General features: G+C 48.6%; 20 protein-coding genes. 5 read left to right on the top strand and 15 right to left on the bottom strand.

Annotation, left to right across the window (positions count from 1 at the left end):
* Window positions 1-20: 20 nt before the first annotated feature.
* The 7 genes from M3661_RS04800 to M3661_RS04770 all read right to left on the bottom strand — a co-directional run bounded on the left by M3661_RS04800 (window position 21) and on the right by M3661_RS04770 (window position 7,087).
* Window positions 21-458, bottom strand: coding sequence for a hypothetical protein (locus M3661_RS04800; RefSeq protein ID WP_021256666.1), 438 nt, complete (start codon window positions 456-458; stop codon window positions 21-23).
* A 208-nt stretch (window positions 459-666) separates the two neighbouring features.
* The gene (locus M3661_RS04795) at window positions 667-930 is read right to left on the bottom strand and encodes a YlbG family protein (protein ID WP_021256667.1); all 264 of its coding nucleotides are present in this window, start codon (window positions 928-930) and stop codon (window positions 667-669) included.
* A gap of 30 nt (window positions 931-960) precedes the next feature.
* Window positions 961-1,380, bottom strand: coding sequence for a YlbF/YmcA family competence regulator (locus M3661_RS04790; RefSeq protein WP_251482767.1), 420 nt, complete (start codon window positions 1,378-1,380; stop codon window positions 961-963).
* A 91-nt stretch (window positions 1,381-1,471) separates the two neighbouring features.
* Entirely contained in the window at window positions 1,472-3,451 is a 1,980-nt protein-coding gene (locus M3661_RS04785) for a helicase-associated domain-containing protein (RefSeq protein ID WP_251482678.1), read from the bottom strand.
* On the bottom strand, window positions 3,411-5,117 hold the full coding sequence (locus M3661_RS04780; RefSeq protein ID WP_251482675.1) for a DNA repair helicase XPB: 1,707 nt from the start codon (window positions 5,115-5,117) through the stop codon (window positions 3,411-3,413). Before M3661_RS04780 ends, M3661_RS04785 begins: the two co-directional genes overlap by 41 nt.
* Window positions 5,118-5,253: 136 nt before the next feature.
* The gene (locus M3661_RS04775) at window positions 5,254-5,679 is read right to left on the bottom strand and encodes a CBS domain-containing protein (RefSeq protein WP_251482673.1); all 426 of its coding nucleotides are present in this window, start codon (window positions 5,677-5,679) and stop codon (window positions 5,254-5,256) included.
* A gap of 217 nt (window positions 5,680-5,896) precedes the next feature.
* On the bottom strand, window positions 5,897-7,087 hold the full coding sequence (locus M3661_RS04770) for a M20 metallopeptidase family protein (protein ID WP_065290272.1): 1,191 nt from the start codon (window positions 7,085-7,087) through the stop codon (window positions 5,897-5,899).
* 211 nt (window positions 7,088-7,298) lie between these two features.
* Between M3661_RS04770 and M3661_RS04765 the strand changes: the two genes are divergently transcribed.
* Entirely contained in the window at window positions 7,299-7,640 is a 342-nt protein-coding gene (locus tag M3661_RS04765; RefSeq protein ID WP_251482671.1) for a YugN family protein, read from the top strand.
* 34 nt (window positions 7,641-7,674) lie between these two features.
* Window positions 7,675-8,913 (top strand): putative lipid II flippase FtsW, encoded by a 1,239-nt coding sequence (gene ftsW / locus M3661_RS04760; protein ID WP_251482765.1) that lies wholly within the window; start codon window positions 7,675-7,677, stop codon window positions 8,911-8,913.
* A 36-nt stretch (window positions 8,914-8,949) separates the two neighbouring features.
* On the opposite strand, the gene M3661_RS04755 is transcribed toward ftsW, so the two are convergent.
* The gene (locus M3661_RS04755; RefSeq protein ID WP_021256675.1) at window positions 8,950-9,339 is read right to left on the bottom strand and encodes an Asp23/Gls24 family envelope stress response protein; all 390 of its coding nucleotides are present in this window, start codon (window positions 9,337-9,339) and stop codon (window positions 8,950-8,952) included.
* Window positions 9,340-9,536: 197 nt separating this feature from the next.
* Here M3661_RS04755 and cax point away from each other — a divergent pair, with 197 nt between their 5' ends.
* A complete protein-coding gene (gene cax / locus M3661_RS04750; RefSeq protein WP_251482669.1) occupies window positions 9,537-10,601 on the top strand; it encodes a calcium/proton exchanger in 1,065 nt (354 codons plus the stop codon).
* A gap of 143 nt (window positions 10,602-10,744) precedes the next feature.
* On the opposite strand, the gene M3661_RS04745 is transcribed toward cax, so the two are convergent.
* From M3661_RS04745 to M3661_RS04725, 5 genes are all read right to left on the bottom strand, one after another.
* On the bottom strand, window positions 10,745-11,035 hold the full coding sequence (locus M3661_RS04745) for an Fpa/YlaN family protein (protein ID WP_021256677.1): 291 nt from the start codon (window positions 11,033-11,035) through the stop codon (window positions 10,745-10,747).
* A gap of 300 nt (window positions 11,036-11,335) precedes the next feature.
* On the bottom strand, window positions 11,336-11,578 hold the full coding sequence (locus M3661_RS04740; protein WP_021256678.1) for an HPr family phosphocarrier protein: 243 nt from the start codon (window positions 11,576-11,578) through the stop codon (window positions 11,336-11,338).
* A gap of 111 nt (window positions 11,579-11,689) precedes the next feature.
* Window positions 11,690-12,805: an aminopeptidase gene (locus tag M3661_RS04735; RefSeq protein WP_251482667.1), complete on the bottom strand. Its 1,116-nt coding sequence runs from the start codon at window positions 12,803-12,805 to the stop codon at window positions 11,690-11,692.
* Window positions 12,806-12,905: 100 nt separating this feature from the next.
* A complete protein-coding gene (locus M3661_RS04730; protein ID WP_251482665.1) occupies window positions 12,906-13,730 on the bottom strand; it encodes a hypothetical protein in 825 nt (274 codons plus the stop codon).
* Between the two features lie 110 nt (window positions 13,731-13,840).
* Window positions 13,841-15,805 carry a GGDEF domain-containing protein gene (locus tag M3661_RS04725; protein WP_065290265.1) on the bottom strand — a complete coding sequence of 655 codons (1,965 nt, stop codon included), beginning with the start codon at window positions 15,803-15,805 and terminating at the stop codon, window positions 13,841-13,843.
* A gap of 371 nt (window positions 15,806-16,176) precedes the next feature.
* On the opposite strand from M3661_RS04725, the gene rpsD reads away from it, so the two are divergent.
* Together rpsD and M3661_RS04715 are read left to right on the top strand one after the other, a co-directional pair.
* The gene (gene rpsD, locus M3661_RS04720; RefSeq protein WP_021256682.1) at window positions 16,177-16,776 is read left to right on the top strand and encodes a 30S ribosomal protein S4; all 600 of its coding nucleotides are present in this window, start codon (window positions 16,177-16,179) and stop codon (window positions 16,774-16,776) included.
* 171 nt (window positions 16,777-16,947) lie between these two features.
* Entirely contained in the window at window positions 16,948-20,094 is a 3,147-nt protein-coding gene (locus M3661_RS04715; RefSeq protein ID WP_251482662.1) for a penicillin-binding protein 1A, read from the top strand.
* Between the two features lie 103 nt (window positions 20,095-20,197).
* On the opposite strand, the gene M3661_RS04710 is transcribed toward M3661_RS04715, so the two are convergent.
* Together M3661_RS04710 and M3661_RS04705 are read right to left on the bottom strand one after the other, a co-directional pair.
* Entirely contained in the window at window positions 20,198-21,037 is an 840-nt protein-coding gene (locus M3661_RS04710; protein ID WP_065290263.1) for a PRD domain-containing protein, read from the bottom strand.
* 59 nt (window positions 21,038-21,096) lie between these two features.
* Window positions 21,097-22,536, bottom strand: a complete 1,440-nt coding sequence (locus M3661_RS04705) for a PTS transporter subunit EIIC (RefSeq protein ID WP_065290262.1) — start codon at window positions 22,534-22,536, stop codon at window positions 21,097-21,099.
* Between the last annotated feature and the right edge of the window lie 29 nt (window positions 22,537-22,565).

Here is a 22,565-nt window from a genome sequence, read left to right as displayed (position 1 = left end):
GATGCAACCCGGGGAAGCATTCATCTATGTTTGCGGCTATTCTTCACCAACGTCATGCGCCGCGAATGCCGCAGCCATGAATAATATGTCTTCAAATCACGCAGTTCCATCGTCTCCGACATCTTGCCAAGAAAGGTAACGATGATCATCTTAGACAATGGATCGCCTGCCAAATCGAACTCCGTGTCCGACTCCACGAACTCAGCTACCACAACCAAATCATCATCGATCAAGAACACATCCTGCTCATTGCGATAGTAAGAGATGATCCGGTTCTGCTTCAAGCTGTCCCATATGAACGCTGCTATAGACTCAATATCCGCCTCTTCCTTCGCGATACGATCATTCCAGCGAGCCCGTGCATGATTCGTAATGACAACATTGGCTACTTTCTTATCGCCTAACAACACATAGAAAGGTTCATAGGTGCTCCATCGATTCATTACTTTGTCTCTCATTGGCTTCACCACTCTCCACCATGTTAGGTCTTTATATCTATGTATATATACCCAATATATTACATGATGCGCCAACTGTTCACAAGTTCAAGACAGAACTTTTTCCTTCATTTTAGGAAATCTTTAACATAAAATCAGAAATTACAAAAAAAATAGCAGCCCCCTCCAAATAGAATGGAGAGTTCTGCTATTCTGCTCTAATCTGATTTTACATACCGTAAAAACGAGTTTTGTCTGGAACATCCTTACTGTATTCCGTTTTAATCTCATTTCGATACGAGCGCTCAATCTTCTTCACGTAATTCAAGCGTTTCACATTTTTGACCGTCTCTTCTGCCTTCTCCGCATTTACATAAAGAACAGCATACTGCATCTTCTTCGATACATAGTGAAGCGTTCCGTATTTATCCAAGTTGCGCGCAGCCTTCACATCGTTTACCCAAATGATATACCCCGTCCGTTCAGGAATCATAACTCTCCTCGCTTTCCCCTAGCCGAGCTGCTATGAACAACTGCTGCAGCCGCCGCTGCAACCTCCGCTCCCACATCCACCTTTCGGTTGTGGATCATTGCTCGGCACCTTGATCGTCTCAGATACTGCAAGAGCAATTGTTTCTGACAAGTTGTGCAGCAGCTTATCGACTGCTTCCTCAGCTTGCTTGAATTGAAATACTTCTTCTATAGACTCCAGCTCATGCTGTACAGCGAGCACTTCATCCTTCGCCTTATGATAATCGGGATGGAAGTGACCAAATCGCTCCGCTTCTTCAAACCTTTCCTTCTTACGGGCAAATTCGCGTATGAGCTGCTTAACCTGCTCATTGCCTTCCATGCGTTCTTTCCACATCACATAATCGGCAACCTCTATTGACTGGTTGATCATGTCGCCTAATTCATATGCATTGGTGAGCAGAACGGCCATATCGGCAACATCTTGCTTTTCTTCTATTGGCACGTTATCACGCTCAATTCTTTTGAAAGTATTGCGATTGAGGGCATACAGCAGTCCAACCCTACAGCAGCCCCTCCGGTACGATCAAGCGAACCTTGTCCCACTTCTCAGGAGACAGGTTGACAGGCTTGTCGCTCGACAGGCACGGCAATACGTAAGCTGTTACCGCCCAGCTCTTGTCATCGGACACCTTCGAGGTTAGCGGCACAATCACGTGCGATCGCCCCTCTTCCTCGACTTCAAGCTGTGTCTGATGCCGAATGGCCGCCATCACCATATCACGCTTCGTTGAAGTATGATAGGGCCGCAATGCCTTCGTCCATTGGCTGGAAATATCGTCGTTGCTATTCTCATCAACATCCTGCGCCATCGAACCGGTATCCATTTCATAATACTGCAATGAGGATGGACTGTAAACTGGCCCTTCATGATCTGCTTCCAGTTCCTCTTGTTCGCGTACCACATCCTGCCACAGACATGGCATGCGCATCCGCTCTTCTCCACCCCAGCGCTGCAAGGGCGGCAGCTCGAAGCGAGTCAGCTGATTGGATACTTCATCAACATGTTCCCGATCGACAATATAATCGAGGGCACCTACGGGAATAAGCCATCTTTTGAGCGGCTCAAAGCTGTCCATTGCGGACTGTACAGCCTGGGCTGTATCCGCATCTGTACAACGAAGCAGAATGACTTCTGCGAACTGAACTCTCCCGTATTGACGGCCCCACATTTCGATTGCATCGCGTACATTCTCCGGTACTCCCGTCAGCGAGCATCTCTCTAGAAACGACAGAACCGACTGAACCGAGCGGCCATGCTCCAATCCGTTCTCGAACGAATCACGAGTCAAGCGATACGTATCCATCTGATCGGACTTCCACAGTTCGGCAAAGACCTCCAATTCGAAACGAATGAGAAATGAGGTGTGAGGCGGCACCATAATCTCAAAATCGGGCTGGACGAATAGAACGCGTTGTTGTACTCCTTCTTCCTGTTGTATGCTGCGGAACATCCAGCATCCATCCGACGTACCAACATCGCACAACCCTAAGGAGTGGGCTGTTCTCAGCCAGTCCCGAATCTGCTCCCGCACCGCCTCATATGTATGTTCATCATCTTCGAGCCACCCAAGATGCCGACAAGCGTTCACAATGCTCTCTTCTGAGCTCCACTTGCGCAAACTTCCATAATAAAGTGCGGAGTAAGCAATATGTCTTGCCAACGCCTCATTAGGCAAATAGTGCTCAATCACAACTTCGGCTATAGCCCGAAGTGCTTCGTGCGAAGGCAAGCTGAACCACCACTTCAACTGTTCAATCTGCACCACATAGCTAGTTGGGTCTTTACGCAGCAGCCCAAGCCGGAGAGCCATATCCAGCACGATGGCTACATGAATAGGCAACGACTCTGCAAACGGAATTTTGATGTTCCAAAATGCAAGTGCTTGTCCATCCAAACGAAGCAAGGAATCAAGCCGCGTGATCGCTCTCTTATGCAGGTTCCCCTTAGCCGTAAGCGGAAGGCCTTCATTCATGGCGTATACGAGCATTTGGAACAAATCAGTCAGCATCCCCTTGGAAGCTTCTACCGAGATTACACCGCCTCCAGAGAGAGGATGAAGCGAATACAGGAATGCATCTCCCATTTCCGCTCCTTCCGGTACGCAATCATACTTCGAGAACGCATCGTCTAGACGCATTGCAAGCAAATGCTCGTATATGTCCTTCGGAATGAACAAAAGCCGCTCTCCCCAGGATGTTCGGACACTTGCCAACAGACCTGACTTCAACAACGATCCGCAAGCAGCACGCAGCATCGCCCCTGTTGCCTGAGGGCCATGCCATTTGCGCAGGGAATCCAATGCGAAAGGGAGAGTAGCAGATCGATCGAGCATGACATCGTACGAGACTCTATGCTCCTCAGACAGTGCTGCATATGCCTCGGCAATCCGGTCAGGATTATCGTTGAATGTTCTCCACTGCTGGCTGCGTGGATGCTCCTTATCCTGTTCCGTTCGCTTCCATAGTTGATACGTATTCATGGCTGCCCTCCTGTTGCTCAATTGCATATTGGTACCCCTGTTCCACGAGGAACCGCTGTCGCTTCAAGGCGTAATCCCGCTCCTTCGTATCTTCGCTCACAACTGAATAGAAGCTTGCTTGTCTCCCATCCGCCTTGGGACGAAGCAGTCTACCTAACCGCTGGGCCTCCTCCTGCCTTGATCCGAAGCTTCCAGACACTTGTATCGCTACCGTAGCATCCGGCAAATCCACAGCAAAGTTAGCAACCTTGGAGACAATCAACACTTGTATCGCTCCTTGCTTGAACTGCGCATACAACTGCTCCCGCTCCTCTTGCGGCGTCTTCCCAGTCAATACAGGGGCATTCAGTGACTGCGATAACCGATCCAACTGCTGCAAATATTGCCCGATAACCAAAGTTGGAACACCGGGATGGCGCTGAAGGAGGCGCTTTACAGCCTCTATCTTCAATTCATTTTCTCCCGCGATTCTTGCCTTGTCTCGCTCGCCGGCTTGAAGGTAGTGCCGTCTGCCAGCCTCTGATAAGGGCACACGAACCTCTACACAATCCACCTCGGCAATCCAACCATCCTGCTCCAGCTCCTTCCAAGGGAGCTCATACCGCTTCGGACCAATCAAGGAAAATACATCCCGTTCGCATCCATCCTCACGGACGAGTGTAGCTGTCAAACCAAGCCGTCTAGTTGCCTGTAAATCTGCCGTTGTGCGAAATACAGGAGCCGGAAGCAAATGCACTTCGTCATAAATGATAAGCCCCCAATCCCGCTCATGAAATAAGTGCATATGCTGGCACTCCCCATCCTTGTCTTGACGGTAAGTCATCATTTGGTAGGTAGATATCGTTACCGGCCGTACCTGCTTCGTTCTGCCCGTATATTCGCCAATCTGTTCATCTAACAGGGTCGTTCGCGCCAGTATTTCCCGCTTCCACTGCTTCACTGAAGTTGTATTCGATGTGAGAATCAAAGTCTCGCTTTGCAGCTCAGTCATAGCCGTAATCCCAACGATTGTCTTGCCCGCTCCGCATGGCAGCACAATGACGCCATCTCCCGCAGCACGTTCTTCACTGCCGATAAAAGCCCGTACGGCTTCTCGCTGATAATCCCGTACTCGGAAGCCTCCTTCATCTCGAAACCGGAAATCTAGCGGCTCCCCATCTCTGAATCCAACCCGATCCACAACCGGATATCCTGCATTAGCAAGCGCCCGCTTCAAGCGTCCACGATGCTTCGCTAATATAGCCACACAGCCATCCTGCGGCTTCCCTGTGAACAATCTGCCGACCTCTCGGTCTGACAACAGGCGCTCTAACACTTTCGCATCCTTAGCATGCAAGGTAATGCTGGATTCTTTTTCTTCCCCATGTAGGACGAATAAGCCATACCGCCCCATCCACATCGCGATCTCTTGCTTGGCCTTAACAGGAACAGGGTAGGTTGCATGAGCATCCAGCACCGAGCAGACCATCTCCGCAGTCTTGCCGCTTGCCGCAGCATTCCATAGCGTAATTGGAGTCATTCGAAAGGTATGCAGCCCGTGCGGATTCTTCACCAACTCGGCAAATCCTAACAGAGCTCGACGTACAACTGAATAGCCATCGGACTGCGCATTAACCAGTATCGTCATGTCCTGCTGAACTGCGAGCGTAAACATCTCTTTCGTCATTTGCCGCACCTCCCTTCGCTTGTTAATATTTTTATCTATATAAGAATCCCCGAACTGTCCTTAACACTAAATGCAAAAAAGTCCATCCCTCCTCATAACAGAAGACGAGATGAACTGTACATGTTACATGTCTTGCCTAATGTGTGTAAGGCGATTCAGAAATCTCGCTGAGCGCCTGGCCTGCTTCATCCGCAAATGGCGTCCGTTTCGCTAAGTCGCCGATGGACACGACCCCTACGAGCTTGCCGTTCTTCACGACAGGAAGACGTCTAACTTGCTCTTCAGCCATCAATGCAGCTGCGTCGTCAATCGTCGTATCCGGTGATATGCTAACGATCTCTTCTGTCATAATATGCGAAATCCGTGTGGAACCAGGTTGCTTGGCTGCAATGCCGCGAAGCACCAAATCACGATCCGTTACAGCCCCAACGAGTCGTTCTCCGTCAACTATCGGAATAAATCCCGTATCGTATTGCTTCATCTTGACGGCTGCCTCGTAGATGTTATCCAATACTGTACATGATGCACAGTTTGTCGTCATTACCTCTTGTACCGTTGACATCAGCATCCTCCTATTCAGGCATAGGTTGCCCTAATTGGAGGAGATTATCCAAGGTTATCAACCATTCTCCCAGCATAGTGCGCTCTAATGCTCAGCCACGTATGTAATTGCCGAACACGTATGTAATACTGAATAAGAGGTTAGCTGGCTCAAATTTATTCTCATCCAATGGAGTCTGTTACGTATTCTATACTACTATATCACAGGCAGCCAATGGCTACTTCTTCTCGGCCAATGCATCCATAGCTAATCCGATCAACATCTGACCAGCGGGCAACATGGCAGACTCGTCGAAGTCGAACTTCGGATGATGGTGTGGATAACGAGCGTAGTCCTCGTTTCCAGCACCGACAAGTACGAAGCAGCCTTGAATCTGCTTCACGTAATAGGCAAAATCTTCGGCTGGCATCATCATCTCTGCTTCCCGAACGCAATCCTGCCCCACCACTTCTGCTGCAATGCGGAAGACACGCTCAGCTTCGCTGTTGTCATTCACGAGTGCCGGATAGCCAACTCGAAATTCTAAGTCATATTCAGCTTCGTGCATTGCACAAGTCAGATCTACGATACGCTCGAAGCGCTGACGAAGCAGCTGGCGGACATCCGGATCAAACGAGCGTAATGTCCCCTTCAATTCCGCACGTTCTGCAATCACATTTTGGGTCGTACCCGCCTGTATGGAGCCAATGGATAGTACCGCAGGCTGAAGCGGCGATACGTTGCGGCTAACGATGGATTGCAGCTGCTGCACAAGCGAGGCTCCGATTAATACAGCATCTGTGCACAGATGCGGCATTCCTCCATGCCCGCCCTTCCCTGCAATCGTCAAGCGGAAGTCATCCACAGCCGCCATCATCGGCCCTTGACGCGTAGCTATGATGCCTGTAGGGATCGGTGTCCACAGATGAACGCCGTATATCCGATCTACACCTTCCAGCGCGCCATCACGGATCATAGCCTGAGCGCCGCCAGGGCTTACCTCTTCCGCAGGCTGGAACAGCAATCGTATTTCTCCTGACCAATGGCTTCGATGCTCTGACAGCACCTTAGCTACCGACAGCAGCGTAGCCGTATGTCCATCATGACCACATGCATGCATCACGCCGGCAACCTGTGAACGGTATTCACACTGCTTCTCATCTTGAATCGGAAGCGCATCTATATCTGCACGCAGGGCAACAACTGCACCATCACCATTGCGAATGCGGCCTACCACTCCGTTGCCGCCAATGCCGGTTTCAACCTCAATTCCAAAGGAGCGCAACTGTTCCGCTACAAATGCGGCTGTCTTCGATTCTTCATAGGACAGTTCCGGATTCTGATGCAAGTAACGTCGCCATGCAATCATCTGGTCAAACTGCGCTGACAAAGCTTCCTTCCATAAGGACGATGCCTGAGACACACTCATCCTTCTCTCCCCCTACGTTTCCATTTTCATAATTGTACCATAACATGCATTCTTTCGTAGACATCTTTGCATGATTCTGCCTGAAATATGGAGCCATATCCGCTCCTGCTAGAGGTGTCTTGCGCAAGCGTAGGAAACATACTATCATGGTAGAGAGTAAAGATGGTTGTACTTACAAGGTAGACGAGAACTCGAAGGAGGAAAGTGGTACATGATAATCGAAAATTCTGGCCTGATCGGGCTTGAATCCGACCTTGCTTATCTTGATGAAGCAATGGAGAAGCTCGGTTTCTTTCGCGGCCAATGGGAGTATTACCGTGCTACATACGACTTGAAGCTGGAAGCAGGCGGCGAAGACTATTATTTGCGTATTAACACACGGGTGAAGGAAGGCAAGCTGGAGAAGCCAGATGCGATTCTGGCAATCGAAGCGGTCTACATGGGACGTGCGTCTTTCCCGCACGGATTGGATTATGAAACACCCATTCCGCAAGCACAGCTCAACACTGCTACCCAACGCCTGCATCAATTGAAGGAAGCGCTTAGCGCGTAGTGGTTCTCATTTGAGTAGAACAACATATAAACCCATGAAACGAGATACCCCGTCTCCACCAGCCAAAGGCACGCCGGATTTCACCTTGCTCGTGCTTACGTTATTGCTAGTTGGATTCGGTGTCGTCATGGTATATAGTGCGAGTTCTAGTCTGGCTGCCGTTTCTGCTTTATACAACCATGATGCACTTTACTTCGGCAAGCGTCAGCTCATGTGGGCTGGAGTTGGATTCATCGCAATGCTCATTGCAATGAATATCCCGTACAGGATGTATAAAAAGTTATTTATCCCTTTATTTATTGCTACGATTATAATGCTAATGCTCGTCCCGTATATAGGTAAGGATGTGAACGGAGCACGCAGCTGGTTTGGCGTCGGTTCAATCGGGATACAGCCTACAGAACTGGCTAAGATATCAATTGTTCTGTACCTAGCCGCCTTAATTACCAAGAAGGGCGAGAAATTTCGAGATTTCAAAAAAGGACTCTTTCCTGTTATGATTATCGTCGGCTTCGTTGTCGGCCTGATCATGCTGCAGCCTGACTTTGGGTCTGCCATGATTCTAGCCTTCTGTGCCGGTGTTATCGTCATTGCAGGCGGAGCCAACCTGAAGCACATCATGAATTGCCTGTTGGTAGGACTGACAGGTGTGATTGTCGTTCTAGGATTGCATTTTTTGTTATCGCCTGGGAAGCTGACGGACGGATATCAATTCGCCCGCATCCAGTCCTGGCTCGATCCCTTTCACGATTCGCAGAATACCAGTTATAATCTCCTGCAATCGTTGAAGGCGATCGCTCATGGCGGATGGACTGGCGCTGGGTTCGGTCAGAGCATCCAGAAGCTGCTCTATCTGCCCTACCCGTATAATGACTTCATCTTCGCTATCATCGCCGAGGAATGGGGCTTTATCGGAACAAGCATATTCCTGATCGTTTATTTGATGTTCATCTGGCGCGGCATCATGATCGCTCTCCGGTGTCCAGATACGTACGGGACACTTGTTAGTGTTGGCATCGTTGGGATTATCGCCGTTCAAGCCTTCATTAACATCGGAGGCGTAACGAGAACGATCCCGATAACCGGTGTCACGCTTCCACTCATCAGTTATGGCGGTTCCTCGCTGCTCATTACGATGGCGAGTATCGGCATATTGCTCAGTGTGTCACGCGAGGCGAATCGGATGAATCATGATAAGAAGCCAATTGGGAGCTTGCCGAATTCCCGCGAGCGAACAACCAAAAAAGACTACCGGCCTCTTAGGTCCGTGTAGTCTTTTTTTTCGTGGTGTGCATGCAAGCATAAGTGCCTATTTACTGATTCGCTGGATCTCTTCCAGTTCCTCATCTTTAAATGCGACGCCCTCAACCTTAACATTAATTTCAACGACGCCTAGTCCGGTCATATTCTGAACCGCTTCGCGGACGTTTAATTGCAACTGGCGGCACACTTCCTGAATTGGCATGCCATACATGACAATCACTCGTAGATCTATAGCGGCTTCCACTTGGCCTACCTCTACAGATACACCCTTTTGTACATTCTTGCCGCTCAATCGCTTCGCCCAGCCTTCGGACAGTCCGCCTGACATAGCAGCAATACCTGGAGTTTCAAGCGCAGCAAGACCAGCGATTGTGGCGACGACATCGTCGGATATCCGAATGTTACCTTCCTGCGTGTTCAATTGTTCCTCAGCCATCGTCATCCTCCTTTCTGTCTCCCCTATATTGTAGTCGATTTTTGAACATGAAAGCAAACAGTGAATTCAACTCGAATCAGATTCAATTCACAGCGACGATATGGATCAATTGGCATAGTTTACAAACGAAAATCAGTTCGCTATATTAAATATCAGATGTTTTGCCCCATACCTTATGAACGTTAGGAGTGATCGGTTTGCGCAACCGATTGTTTTTTGCGCTTTTGTGCACCACATTCGTCCTTAGTGGGGTAGGTCATTACCTTCACTGGAATATGACATTGCAATTCGTCATCTCCTCAGTCTCGATTATTTTCGTCGCCGGCTTTCTTGGACGGGCCACAGAGAGTGTATCCCACTACGCAGGCCAGCGGCTCGGTGGCTTCCTTAACGCGACCTTCGGCAATGCAGCTGAGCTCATCATCGCAATCTTCCTTGTTCGGGAAGGATTGTTCGACATGGTCAAGGCCAGCTTGACTGGTGCGATTATCGGCAACTTACTGCTTGTATTGGGGCTTAGCTTATTTGTAGGCGGCTTAAAATACAAGGTGCAGCGGTTCAACATCGAGCTTGCAGGCATGAACGGTTCCCTGATGCTGCTTGCTGTGATTGCCTTATTCGTGCCTGCCGCATTTTTCACCACTCATTCGATTAGTGCAGAAGGCACGAAGACGCTCAGTCTCATTGTTGCTGGCGTATTGATCGCTGCTTACTTGCTCTGGCTCGTGTTCTCTATGATTACCCATAAGGACCTGCTCACCGATGAATCAGCGGTTGGCGAGGAACAGGCAGAAGAAGAGCCAGCTTGGTCAAAATCAAAGTCTATCGCATTCCTGCTCCTAGCTACGGTTATGGTCGCATTCGTGAGTGAATGGCTGGTTGGCACCCTTGATTCGTTCACCGCACAATTCGGCTTATCCGAACTGTTCGTGGGCGCATTCGTTATTGCAATCGTCGGTAACGCCGCAGAGCATAGCGCAGCTGTAATGATGGCGATGAAGAATAAGATCGGGGCTGCTGTCGAGATTGCAATTGGCAGCAGCTTGCAAATTGCTCTGTTCGTAGCACCGGTACTCGTGTTTGTCAGTGCACTCTTCGGGCAAACGATGGACATCGTATTTACAACCATTGAAATGGTGGCCATTGCGGTCTCTGTCTTTATCGCGAAGTCGATTTCTCAGGATGGACGTACGAATTGGTACGAAGGACTGCTGCTGCTCGCTGTGTATATTATTCTTGGCGTATCTTTTTACCTCGTATAGGCGTTCTGATTCATGATTCGTGTATGGAAAGAGCTTACCGCTGTCCCTTTCCTTCGATTTGCCAACAAAAAACAAAAAGCTTGGGACTTGTCCCAAGCTTTCTTTGTATTCAGTCGTTTGCGCACTGAGCAATTTCATTCATCTTATTTCTCTTCTTTGTTCAATGCTTCATACAGTACAGCAAGATTCCGCTCTAATCTGCTGACCAGCATACGTCCGACAGCCTCTTCTACCAATCCCGCTCTAACTGCAAAATCCACCTGTCTAGAAAAACCATACATTTGCGTATCTAGCACTTCCTCATAGAGAGGGCAGTAACGCGTCGCCAAGTTCTCCATTTGAACTTGAATGAGTTTCTCTATTTGATGCGCATCATCTTCAAGCAGAGCGAGCGCTTTATCATTGATCTGTTGTACCACATCCGACGAAGACATGCCTGATTTCCCCCCTATGACCCGAAGTCACGTTTGTTCTATTTCTAATATTAGACGATCATGACCTGTAACACAAGATGCACCGCGAACTTCTGTGTGACAATGCGCACTTTTCCACCTGCAATTCCCTGTACCAAAGTGAAGCGACGCCTTGCATGGTCAGCATAATTGCCATCTCATAGAGAAAAACTTGAGAGAGCAAAAAAATAACAGCGTATTTTAATATTAAGCAGAAAGTGCTTGTCCAAAAGAAAGAAGAGCCGAGACAATACGTCCCGACCCCCCAATTCTCGATCCGAATTATTCGGCTACAACAGTTACATTCAGACCATGCTTCTCGAATACTTCAGACATAGCTACTTTCGCTTCGTCTACATCCGGTCCATGAACATGCAGTTCATACGCTTGATTGCCAACGAGTGTCGTGAACAAACCAAGAATACTTTTTACGTCAATGTATTTGTTGTCGGCTTGTAACACAATCGAAGATCTGAATTTGTTCGCTGTTTGCGAGATTTCCACAATTGCCGTGTTATTAGACATTGAAATCCCTCCGTCTCAGTAAATCACATCTAATTTATACGCTTCCATCATACCGTGAATAAGAGGCTGGGTGCAAGGTGAAATCCATCAGATGAAGCAGGCAAATATAGACTACTTCAAATGTTCAGGGTTCAAGCATTCCAGCTCTGGAAGAACAAAGCGGCCGTCTTTGCGAACAAGCACATCGTCAAAGTACATTTCGCCGCCCCCGTACTCTGGACGCTGGATCAGAACCAGGTCCCAGTGGATGGATGAGCGATTGCCGTTATCAGCAGTATCGTAGGCTTGCCCCGGTGTGAAATGAATGCTGCCTGCAATCTTCTCATCGAACAGAATGTCCTTCATCGGGTGTAAAATATACGGATTGACGCCAATTGCAAATTCACCGATGTGGCGAGCCCCTTCATCCGAATCCAAGATTTCGTTCAAGCGATCTGTATCATTGCTTGTTGCCTCCACAATTTTACCGTTCTCAAAACGGAATTTCACATTCTCGAATGTGAACCCGTTATAGATGGACGGTGTGTTGTAGGACAAAGTGCCATTCACCGAATCACGCACTGGAGCCGTGTACACTTCTCCGTCTGGAATGTTCCGTTGTCCGGAGCATTTGACAGAACCAATGTTCTTGATGGAGAAGCTGAGATCTGTTCCTGGTCCGACCAAGCGCACCTTGTCTGTACGATCCATCAAGTTTTTCAAGGAATCCATCGCAGCATCCATCTTGGAGTAGTCCAAGTTGCAAACATTGAAGTAGAAGTCCTCAAATGCTTCTGTCGACGTGTTCGCCAGCTGAGCCATGGAGGCATTCGGATAGCGAAGCACAACCCATTTCGTACGTTTAACGCGTTCTTCCATATGTACTGGATGGGAATAGATTGATTCGTACAACGCCATCTTATCTTTTGGCACATCGGCCAATTCGTTTGCATTCTCACCAGCACGGATTCCAATGTACCCCTGCATATTCTGCATCCGAAGCAGATCATACTCTTTCCATGTCTCCATCTGCTCTTTGGTTGCATTCATGAGAAGCGAACGCAGTACAGAACGATCCGTCAGCTGTACAAATGGACGACCGCCGCGCTTCGCAATCTCATCCACTATACACTTAACCAATTCACGCTCAGATCCAATCATCTCTACAAGGATATTTTCCCCTGGCTGTACATCAACTGAGTATCCAACCAAGTTTTTCGCAAGCTGTTCTATTCTTGGGTCTTTCATCCTATGGTTCCTCCTCGATCGGTTAACATGAACTTACGATTATCATTGTATCACGATGATCATGCAGAGTCAGCGTGTTCCTGCACGGTACAGCAGACTTCTACTCATATATGAATTGAGACTGCGTGTGAACCAATTCTTCTCTCGGTTCCCCTTGCTTCTTATAGGATGACGTTATCCAACCTTCGACATAGGCAGGGAGTGAGTCTCGCTTATTCACCCACACGACATACTTCGCCTGCACCGCTGCATCCTCCAGTCTTGCATGGAGCTCCTTGCGGCCTTGGGCAGCAAGAGCTGCTAACTCCTTCTGAAGCTTTTGCTCATCAGCCTGCGACATACTGCCCTTCATTTGCTGCAGCTGCACGTTCGGTGTAATCAGCCGTTCGTAATCTTCAAGCAATTGTTTGGTATACATGCGCTTTGCCTGATCTGCACCGATTACGATTTGCAATGGAATCAGGTCTGCCCGCTGCTTCGCATCGATGCTCATTACACGCATTTGGTTGGGCAACCCAGCATGCGTCTGAACAACTGGATCAGAATCCGTCAGCAGCTTCACCCGCTTCGCCCCATCGATTCGAAGCTCTTCCAATTGTCGCAGAGGATTCCATCTGCCCTCGGTCGTTGTCTGCTCCGCTTGAGGACTGATTCGCATATGGGTGCCCTTATGCTGTTGAATTTCCCCCTCGTATCGCAGCTGCTTGGCTAGCAGTTTATCTTTGCCTGTTCGGATTTCGGCCATGCCCTGAAAGCGGAACTGATCCTTGCCTGCCATTCCATTGAGCGCTCTATCGAGCAATGCATCAGGAGGAGTATGGTCGGCAATCGAACATCCATGAGCAATAAGCGCAACAAGCAGCAAAGTTGCCGTCCATACGACACGGCGCCGCTTCTCCCGTAATGTTGATCGTGCTATGGTCATTAAGTCACCTCCACTGTAAATGAACGAAAAAAAGAGGTCGGAATTTGCATTCCTGCCTCTTTTAGCGTGTCACGTCTGTTTTGGAATTATGCGGCGCATCAAAATGATGCTTACTGCTCCTTCTTGCTCATTTGAATCTGATTGCGGCCGCCATGCTTCGCTTCATATAAGGCGACATCCGCACGGTAGAACAGGGATTCAACACTGATCTTCTCATCCTGCCAGTTCCAGTCCGCGATGCCGCATGAGACTGTTACCCGCGGGTCTGTCTCGTTCGCAACCCGGGCTCGTATGCGTTCAGCCACCCGTAGTGTTTGGGGCAGGGTCAACTGTGGCAAATAAATCGCAAGCTCTTCACCGCCCCAACGAGCTGCAATATCAGTCTCCCGAATTGAAGTACGAATAATCCGGCTGACTTGGTTCAAGATTTTATCGCCAATTTGATGGCCATACGAGTCGTTAATCTGTTTAAAGTAATCGATATCCGCTACGATCAATGAACCGCAAAAGTCGTCTTTTTGCAGCCGATCAATCTGCTTATCCAAATAATGCCGAGCATAGAGACCAGTCAGCTGATCTTTGTTGGCAAGATGCTTCACCCTAGCATGCAAGGTGGCGTTGGCAATCGCAAGGCCGATATGAGTGGCAAGCATTTGTAACAGTTTCAAATTCTCATACGTAAAGAACTGTGGCCGCTTGTCTGCCAGCACGACAATTCCAACCAGCTCACCTCCGCCAAATAACGGTGCAGCAATCACAGAGCGCAGTCCAAGCTTCTCGAAGAAGTGCATGGATGTAGGGCTCTGTTCCTTGCTGTCTGAGACGATAATTGGTTCGCGCAATGAGATCATATAGCCGAACAATCCCTCATCCGCTGGCATATGGGCGCCATCAAATTCTTCGAGGTTGCAGGATACAACCTCAAAGCGGTTCTTCTCAGCATTGAGCTGCAGCAGTACACAGAACTCAGCCCCGAATACTCGGAGCAATTCGTGCGTCGCATCCCGGAATACGTCCCGTAACCTCAAGCTCTGATTAATTCGTTTCGTCAAGTCATTAATGAAGCGAAGCTCTTGAATGACCTCATTGGCCTGTTCATGAAGGCGCGCATTTTCAAATGCCGTACCTGCTGTCTCGACCACGAGTTGAATGAGCTGTACGTCAGAAGGATCTGGTTCCTCGTATGGGAAGCAGACTTTCAGTACGCCGTACGAGCCCTGCTTGCCGCAAAGCGCAAAAGCAACTTCGGTGTGACCCTCTTGCGTCCGGCCGTAGCATAGCTCTCCCTTCATAAATGCCTGCATGACAATCGGATCGCCCCAAGACTTGAACACGAGTGTCTTCACCTTCGGGTTCACACTATGATGATCCTGTGATAGATACACTTCAATGCTCGATTCCGGCACAAGCCGCTCTACACTTTCCATTATTTGCGTCAGCACCGCATCAACATCAATTCGATCATGCATGTGACGCACCACATTATATAGAACATCTCTGCGTTTGTATTCTCGTTCAACAATGCGCTGAGTGTACATAAGTTCCTTAATAAATGTATATTCGAATGCAAGGTAGAACTGCGAGCGAAGCGCGTGTGTCCACGCCTCCAGCGCTGTCATGGCTCCACTCGACATAGCTGCCGACAACTTGTAAGCAACGGCTGCGAATACATTTTGCCCCTCGCGTGTCTGCAGCGGGCAGATAACCAACTGTCCATTGTCTATAGCTGCTGTTGTCTTGGTTCGTTCTTGCAAGCATTCATTCAACGCTATACTTATCCTGCTATCCGCATGCAGTGACTCATCCCCTGCCAACCATCCTCCAGCATAATCGTAAATCGCACTGCTTCCAATTATAGAAATCGCTTCATACGGCATATCCTTCAGCCATGCGCGATATGCGGATTGCAATTGCGAGGCAATATAAGGGAAATCATGCGTCGTCACGTCACGCTGAAGCAGCCATCCTTCTAATGCCAATTCTTCGTCGACAGGGGCAGGATCTTGGCAATCCTCTGTCTCTGTCTTTATAGGTTCAAATTCAGTTGTGTATTGTGGAAGTTGACGTTCCGTCATCCTCTTCTCCTTCATTTTCGAAAGGTTGTTCAATTTCTATCATACATGATTTTGCAATTAAAATGTACTATATCCCGAAAACCAATTCTATTTTTTTGGTCCATTTGAACCATGCCAAAAGATCTAACTAGAAATCAGATTGTAACTCAATTTGATTATATAGCTTGACAGGAGCGTACTCTATCTTATAATATTATGTGATGTATATGGGCGAAACTGTTGTGTCACCCTCACGATAATCATCACCAACTAGGCAGCGGCTGAAAACCTGAGTCGGAGCTGACCGAATTATCGGAAAGCATAGGATGATTTCGACGCAATGACACCCCACAATCTAACGATAATTTTGATTGAGAAGGAGTCAATATAACATGGCACGTTACACAGGTCCTAAATTTAAATTGAGCCGTCGTCTTGGAATTTCCTTGAGCGGTACAGGTAAAGAATTGAAGCGCGCGTATCCTCCAGGACAACATGGTCCAGGACAACGCAAAAAATTGAGCGGCTACGGCGTTCAATTGCAAGAAAAACAAAAATTGCGCCACATGTACGGTTTGGGCGAGAAGCAATTCCGCACACTGTTCAACCGCGCATCCAAATTGCCAGGTATCGCTGGTGAGAACTTCATGTTCTTGCTCGAAAGCCGCTTGGACAACTTGGTATACCGTCTTGGCTTTTCCAACTCCCGTGCAGGTGCTCGCCAATTGGTAGCACACGGTCACGTGACTGTAAACGGCAAGAAAGTAGACATCGCGTCTTACCTCGTATCTCCTGGTGATGTAATCGGCTTGCGCGAAAGAAGCCGTAACTTGAAAGTGATCAAGGAAGCTCTTGAAGGCCGTCATCACTTGGCAGGATACATGGAGTTCAACGAAGCTGCTATGGAAGGTAAATTCGTACGTTTGCCTGAGCGCGGCGAGTTGTCCCAAGACATCGATGAAAAGCAAATCGTCGAGTTCTACAGCCGATAAGATTCGCTCTATCGCATAGAAGCGACACCACAATCGCCTTCCCTAGCGGGAGGCGATTTTTTTATTTTTCCTGCTATATTATCATCAGGAAATGCGATAACGGACGCTCTTTTTCCTCTCACTTTTATGGTATAATGGAAAGCGCTGCAATTACTAAGGAGGAAATAATGCATGGTTGAGGAGAAAGTGACGGAAAGCGGCAAAAGACCAGCACGCAAGAGGTCGATTGGCCGCACGATATGGTCCGTTATGAAGTGGCTCATGCTGTTCGGCCTGCTATGCGGCTTATTTGCTGGTGGCGCTGGTCTCGGTTATGTAACGTCCTTAGTCAAGGACGAACCGGTTCGCCCACGAGAAATGATTCAGCAGAAGATCCAGGAGAATGCCATAACCGGATTCGCTTTTTTTAATGACGGCAATCCGATCGGACAGCTTCGAACCGAAGAGGATCGTCGTCCCGTCTCATTAAAAGATATCCCCCAATCCGTCATTGATGCCCTTGTTGCGATTGAAGACAATCGATTCTATGAGCATATGGGCGTTGATATTCGCGGACTGTCTCGGGCTGTTGTACAGAAAGTAATGAATCAATCTGTGCAGACAGGTGGCAGTACGCTTACTCAGCAATTGGCAAGACGTGTATTTTTGAATTTGGATCGTACCGACAGTCGTAAAGCGAAGGAAATACTGCTCTCCATGCGTATGGAGCGTGTATTGTCCAAAGACGAAATTATTGTTGCATACTTGAATAAGGTTCCTTTCGGCAACGGTTCAACAGGCTACAACTTATACGGAATTAAAGCAGCAGCAAAAGGTATTTTTAATATTGATAATCTGAGCAAGTTGAACATCGCCCAATCAGCGTATCTTGCAGGCCTTCCACAGCTTCCATCCGCTTACTCGGCCTTTACCGGTAAAGGTGAAGTCAATGAAAAAGGGATTGCACGCGCAATTGAACGGCAAAAGCTTGTTCTCAAGCGAATGCTTGAAGAAAATAAAATTACGATGCAGCAATATAATGAAGCGCTGGCGTTTGATATTCGCAAATCAATTGCCCAGCCTCGGGAGAAGGCATACGCTACATATCCATATCTGATGATGGAAACAGAACGTGCCGCAGCAGAAGTACTCGTACTTCAGCAGAATCCTGGACTTACGAAGGCAGACTTGCGCAAGCGCGAGAACAACGATATGCTGCAGTCGGCACGCGAGCAGCTGCTTCGCGGCGGTTATCTCGTGTATACCACCATTGATAAGAAAATATATGATGCAATGAAGCGAGTCTCTGCTAATCCTGATAACTTCTCCCCTGACAGCAAGACGAAGGGTGTTGAACAGGTAGCATCGCTGATGGTCGACCATAGAACAGGTGCCATTCTTGGCATGATCGAAGGTCGCGACTTCAAGATCGAGCAGATGAACTTCGCCACGCAGATGCTGAAGCAGCCTGGCTCGACAATGAAACCGCTCGCAGCTTACTTGCCGGCACTGGATCAAGGGTTAATTCAACCCGCATCCATATTGGACGATGCTCCAATTGTACTCAAGGATGGCTCCAAGGGTTACCATATTCCAGGCAACGCGAACGGACGCTATCAAGGTCTTGTTACTGCTCGGAGCGCATTAAGTCAATCGCTCAACTTGCCGGCGCTCAAGATCTATATTGAGAAGCTCGGTGTGAAGAAAGCACTGGACTTCGTACAGAAGCTCGGCATCACGACCATTCAGCCTGAAGATTATTACGCGCAGACTGGCGTCATCGGCGGCTTGCGGTATGGAGTAACGGTTGAAGAAATTACGAACGCGTTCGGAGCAATTGCCAATCAGGGCGTATTCAACGATGCGTACTTAATTAGCAAGATTGTAGATTCCAATGGCAATATCGTGTATCAACACAAGGAAGATCCGCAAGCAGTTGTCTCGAAGCAAAGCGCATACCTGATGACTGATATGATGAAATCCGTCATTACGGATTCCAGAGGTACCGGGCGCCGCGTGAGAGGCGAATTTGATCTCTACGGGAAAGTTGAGGTTGCGGCCAAGACCGGATCAACCCAGAACTATGCGGATACGTGGTTCATCGGCTCAACACCAGATGTCACGATGGGTGTATGGGTCGGTTACGACAAGCCGATTCATGTACTGAACCGCGACGCTCGTTCACGCTCAACAGAGATCTGGTCGAAGGTGATGAATGAGGTGAACAAGGCCAAGCCTAATTTGCTCCACACGAAGGAGTTCACACGCCCTGACGGTATCGTGAGCATGACTGTGTCTGGTTATAGCGGCAAGCTTCCGAATGAGTTAACGAGACTCGGCGGCAAATTCGTCACGGATATTTTTAACCGTAAATATGTGCCGAAAACCGAGGAAGACGCGCTTGTTCACATGAAGTACATCACCTATGACGGCGTCAACTATATTCCACAGGACAGCACTCCTGCCGATATGATCGGTGAGAAAGTAGTGCTGAAACGCGAGAAGCCGATTCAAGTGCTCGTGGAGGAATTGAAGAAAGCGCTGGGGCATCTCTCATCCAGCAGCAATCGACGCTCTTTTTCGGATTACTTGCCAGAAGATGCTAACAACGACGCGCCTGCGAAGGTCGATCCGCGCAAGGATGACGGCAAGGCACCTTCTGCACCACGGAGCGTTCGAATCGCTGCCTTGAAGAGCGATGCCGTTCGCATCACCTTCTCGCGCAATCCAGAATCCGATGTTGTAGGATACCGTCTGTATCGATCAATGGGCGGCGGCGCTTACCAACAACAGAGCGGAACCGTTCTGACCGGAGAAGAGACGAGATTCACTGGCTATGTATCAGGCAACAAGCAGTACAGCTTCTATGTAACAGCTGTCGACGTGGGCGGTCATGAATCGATCCCATCGGAGATTGTACAGTGGGGCTCTAATGGTTCAGGAGCTGGCACAGAGGTAACGCCTACGCCGGGTTCCAATGATCCAACAGAATCAGGGAGCAGCAATTCAGGTAGAGAGGAGAGCAGTCATGAAGTCGACAACGGCAGCCGACAGGAACCGCAACGGGCTGCTGCTCAAGTACCTGATGCACCAAATGGACTGAAGACGGCACTAACGGACATGGGCGTGCGTCTCTCTTGGAAGGCTGCGTCCAACAATCCAAGTGAATATTATATCTATTATAGTGCGAGCCAGAACGGCTCTTACGAACGCATCGGCTCGTCAACGTCAACGGACTTTGAGTTGATTACCTTGACACCAGGCGGATGGTATTACGTGACTGCTACAAATAGTGCAGGAGAATCTACTTCCTCTCCTGCCGTCCAGGTCAATAACTAAGCAATTCACACAGAAGGGGGTATCCCAAAAGTCTAAAAAGACTTGGGACGCCCCCTTTTTTTCATTCCGTATGTTCTTGTCATCGCTGTATGCAAATCCCGTTTCATATGCTTACATTTTTCCGTTGAACAAGCCGTTCCAAATGCATTGTAAGAAATCCGATTTCTTCAGGTGGAACCGTCTTCTCCAGCCCTTCCGCAATCCACCCTGCTAATAACACAGCCTTCTCGTAGGCTTCTTCATACTCTTCACGAATCTGAACGAGAAGCGGATTATTTAGTGTCTTCCCTGCCCGTACCCGATCTATTAGACCCTTCAAATGCCCAATGAACAGTACTGTAGAAAGTGATTCGTCAAAGTCTATCCCAATATTCTTCCCTTCCTCCAGTACCCTCGATATCATCTTCAATTCCGCAACAGACTTATTGCCCTTACCGCCCCTTCGTGCACCGTGGAAATGCATAGCCAAAAAGGCAACCTCATCTTGAGGCAAGTTCACTTTCAGCTGATCATTCAAATAGTCAATCGCTCGTTCTGCCACTCGGTATTCATCTCGATACAAGTGCTGAATTTCGAACATAAACGGGTTGCTGATGACAAGCCCGCGCTTGCAGCGTTCAATCGCTAAATTAATATGATCAACGAGTGCAGAGTGGATCGTCTCCGAGAAATCCCCTTCTAAATGCCCCTGAGCGAAAGCGATGACCTCTTCGACTACACCAATAATCTTGAAATCAACTGCATGCAGAATATGCTCGTAATGCTCCAGCACATCCGTTGTGTGCAGCAAAAATTCCTGTTTAATATCAGATGCATCTACCTCCATCCCAGGCTTTTTTTGAAAGCCTATCCCTTTGCCAAAGGCAATGGAGTTCTTCCCATTGGATAGTTTGGCCATTACCACATTATGCGACAGGACATGAACAACCTTTCGTTCAATCATCCGCTCTCCCCTTCCAAGAATCGAACTGCCCAGCTGATGGATAACTGAGAATGTGCCCGCTAACCGTTAATAAATGCCGATACACTTAATCTTCGCTCAATCTTCTCTCGCAGCAGCTCCGAATCCGTCCCCATCACAATATGAATGTGACCCTTGGCTACACGCATCATTCCATATGCACCAAGACACATAATTCCTACTTCATCTACCTTGGATTCATCTTCAAGCCACAGCCGTAGTCGAGTAATGCACGCATCAACAGAGCGAATATTTCCCATTCCTCCTACATAGCTAAGCAATCGTTCCAATAGAGCATCTGCATCATGTTGTGTTCTAGCAGTCGGGCTCGGGCTTATTGCCCCGCTCGCCCGTTCCTCCTCTCGTCCAGATGCGTGGACATGAAACATCCGGATCGCGATAGTCGCAGTCGCATAATACAATCCAAAATAGAGGATGCCAAGCAGCAGTAAGAGCAATGCATCCTTTACGCTTGTCCACGATATGAACATATCGATAAAGCCCGCTGAAAATCCAAATCCTGCTCGTATGCTCATGAGATCTGCAAGCATGAGCGCTAAACCAGTGTACAACGCATGTATCCCGTAGAGGACAGGCGCCGTCAGCATAAGCGTAAATTCAAGCGGTTCCGTAATTCCGGTCAGGAAGCTTGTAAGCGAAGCTGTTAGCATTATCGAAGCGATGCGCTTGCGTTCCTGCGCTTGAGATGAGCGGACGATTGCGAGTGCGTAAGCCGGCAATCCAAACATCATAACAGGGAAAAAACCTGCCATAAAGGTTCCCGCCGTAGGATCGCCAGCATGGAACCGCCACAAATCCCCTCGTACTATCGTCCCTGCATCTGTTACATATTCTCCAATTTGAAACCATGCAATATTGTTCAGTATATGATGCAATCCTGTAGGTATGAGCAATCGGTTCAACAAGCCATACAAGCCCGCTCCCCAGCCTTTCGCGGTCATGATACTGGTACCTGCATCACGAATAGCCTCTTGAATCGCGGGCCAAATAAGTCCGGCTCCAACTCCTACAATTACCATAACCAGTGAAGAGATGATTGGAATGAAGCGCTTGCCCCCGAAGAAGCCGAGTGCTGCCGGCAGCCGAATGCCATGATAGCGCTTATACAATATTGCCACAATTGCTCCGCACAGCATCCCGCCAAGCACTCCCGTATCGAGGGCAATTTCATTCTCGAAATGCTTCATGACATTGGTAAATACGAAGTATCCAACAGCAGCAGCCAAGGCGGCAACCCCTTGGCCTGAAGTTAATCCGATCGCTACCCCAACCGCAAAAAATAACGGCATATGATCAAAAATGGCGTTCCCGCCTAATTTACATACACTTGCTGCTGCGTCCACCCACGGAATACTGGATTTGATATCTCCAATCCGCACTAATATTGATGCTGCGGGAAGCACTGCAATGGGAATCATCAGCGATCGGCCAATTTGCTGCATATACGTCATCATTTTCATTCGCAACACCGCTCCCCTTACCTAGCTGC

Source organism: Paenibacillus sp. MER 180, from assembly GCF_023713665.1.
Taxonomy (GTDB): Bacteria; Bacillota; Bacilli; order Paenibacillales; family Paenibacillaceae; genus Paenibacillus_B; species Paenibacillus_B suaedae.
This window is presented reverse-complemented; position numbering and strand designations above follow the sequence as displayed.

What these genes read in the sequence shown, in the direction of transcription:
- M3661_RS04800 (WP_021256666.1), bottom strand. Translation starts at nt 458, where the DNA reads ATGAGAGACAAAGTAATGAATCGATGGAGCACCTATGAACCTTTCTAT.
- M3661_RS04795 (WP_021256667.1), bottom strand. Translation starts at nt 930, where the DNA reads ATGATTCCTGAACGGACGGGGTATATCATTTGGGTAAACGATGTGAAG.
- M3661_RS04790 (WP_251482767.1), bottom strand. Translation starts at nt 1,380, where the DNA reads ATGGCCGTTCTGCTCACCAATGCATATGAATTAGGCGACATGATCAAC.
- M3661_RS04785 (WP_251482678.1), bottom strand. Translation starts at nt 3,451, where the DNA reads ATGAATACGTATCAACTATGGAAGCGAACGGAACAGGATAAGGAGCAT.
- M3661_RS04780 (WP_251482675.1), bottom strand. Translation starts at nt 5,117, where the DNA reads ATGACGAAAGAGATGTTTACGCTCGCAGTTCAGCAGGACATGACGATA.
- M3661_RS04775 (WP_251482673.1), bottom strand. Translation starts at nt 5,679, where the DNA reads ATGTCAACGGTACAAGAGGTAATGACGACAAACTGTGCATCATGTACA.
- M3661_RS04770 (WP_065290272.1), bottom strand. Translation starts at nt 7,087, where the DNA reads ATGAGTGTGTCTCAGGCATCGTCCTTATGGAAGGAAGCTTTGTCAGCG.
- M3661_RS04765 (WP_251482671.1), top strand. Translation starts at nt 7,299, where the DNA reads ATGATAATCGAAAATTCTGGCCTGATCGGGCTTGAATCCGACCTTGCT.
- ftsW (WP_251482765.1), top strand. Translation starts at nt 7,675, where the DNA reads ATGAAACGAGATACCCCGTCTCCACCAGCCAAAGGCACGCCGGATTTC.
- M3661_RS04755 (WP_021256675.1), bottom strand. Translation starts at nt 9,339, where the DNA reads ATGGCTGAGGAACAATTGAACACGCAGGAAGGTAACATTCGGATATCC.
- M3661_RS04745 (WP_021256677.1), bottom strand. Translation starts at nt 11,035, where the DNA reads ATGTCTTCGTCGGATGTGGTACAACAGATCAATGATAAAGCGCTCGCT.
- M3661_RS04740 (WP_021256678.1), bottom strand. Translation starts at nt 11,578, where the DNA reads ATGTCTAATAACACGGCAATTGTGGAAATCTCGCAAACAGCGAACAAA.
- M3661_RS04735 (WP_251482667.1), bottom strand. Translation starts at nt 12,805, where the DNA reads ATGAAAGACCCAAGAATAGAACAGCTTGCGAAAAACTTGGTTGGATAC.
- M3661_RS04730 (WP_251482665.1), bottom strand. Translation starts at nt 13,730, where the DNA reads ATGACCATAGCACGATCAACATTACGGGAGAAGCGGCGCCGTGTCGTA.
- M3661_RS04725 (WP_065290265.1), bottom strand. Translation starts at nt 15,805, where the DNA reads ATGACGGAACGTCAACTTCCACAATACACAACTGAATTTGAACCTATA.
- rpsD (WP_021256682.1), top strand. Translation starts at nt 16,177, where the DNA reads ATGGCACGTTACACAGGTCCTAAATTTAAATTGAGCCGTCGTCTTGGA.
- M3661_RS04715 (WP_251482662.1), top strand. Translation starts at nt 16,948, where the DNA reads ATGGTTGAGGAGAAAGTGACGGAAAGCGGCAAAAGACCAGCACGCAAG.
- M3661_RS04710 (WP_065290263.1), bottom strand. Translation starts at nt 21,037, where the DNA reads ATGATTGAACGAAAGGTTGTTCATGTCCTGTCGCATAATGTGGTAATG.
- M3661_RS04705 (WP_065290262.1), bottom strand. Translation starts at nt 22,536, where the DNA reads ATGAAAATGATGACGTATATGCAGCAAATTGGCCGATCGCTGATGATT.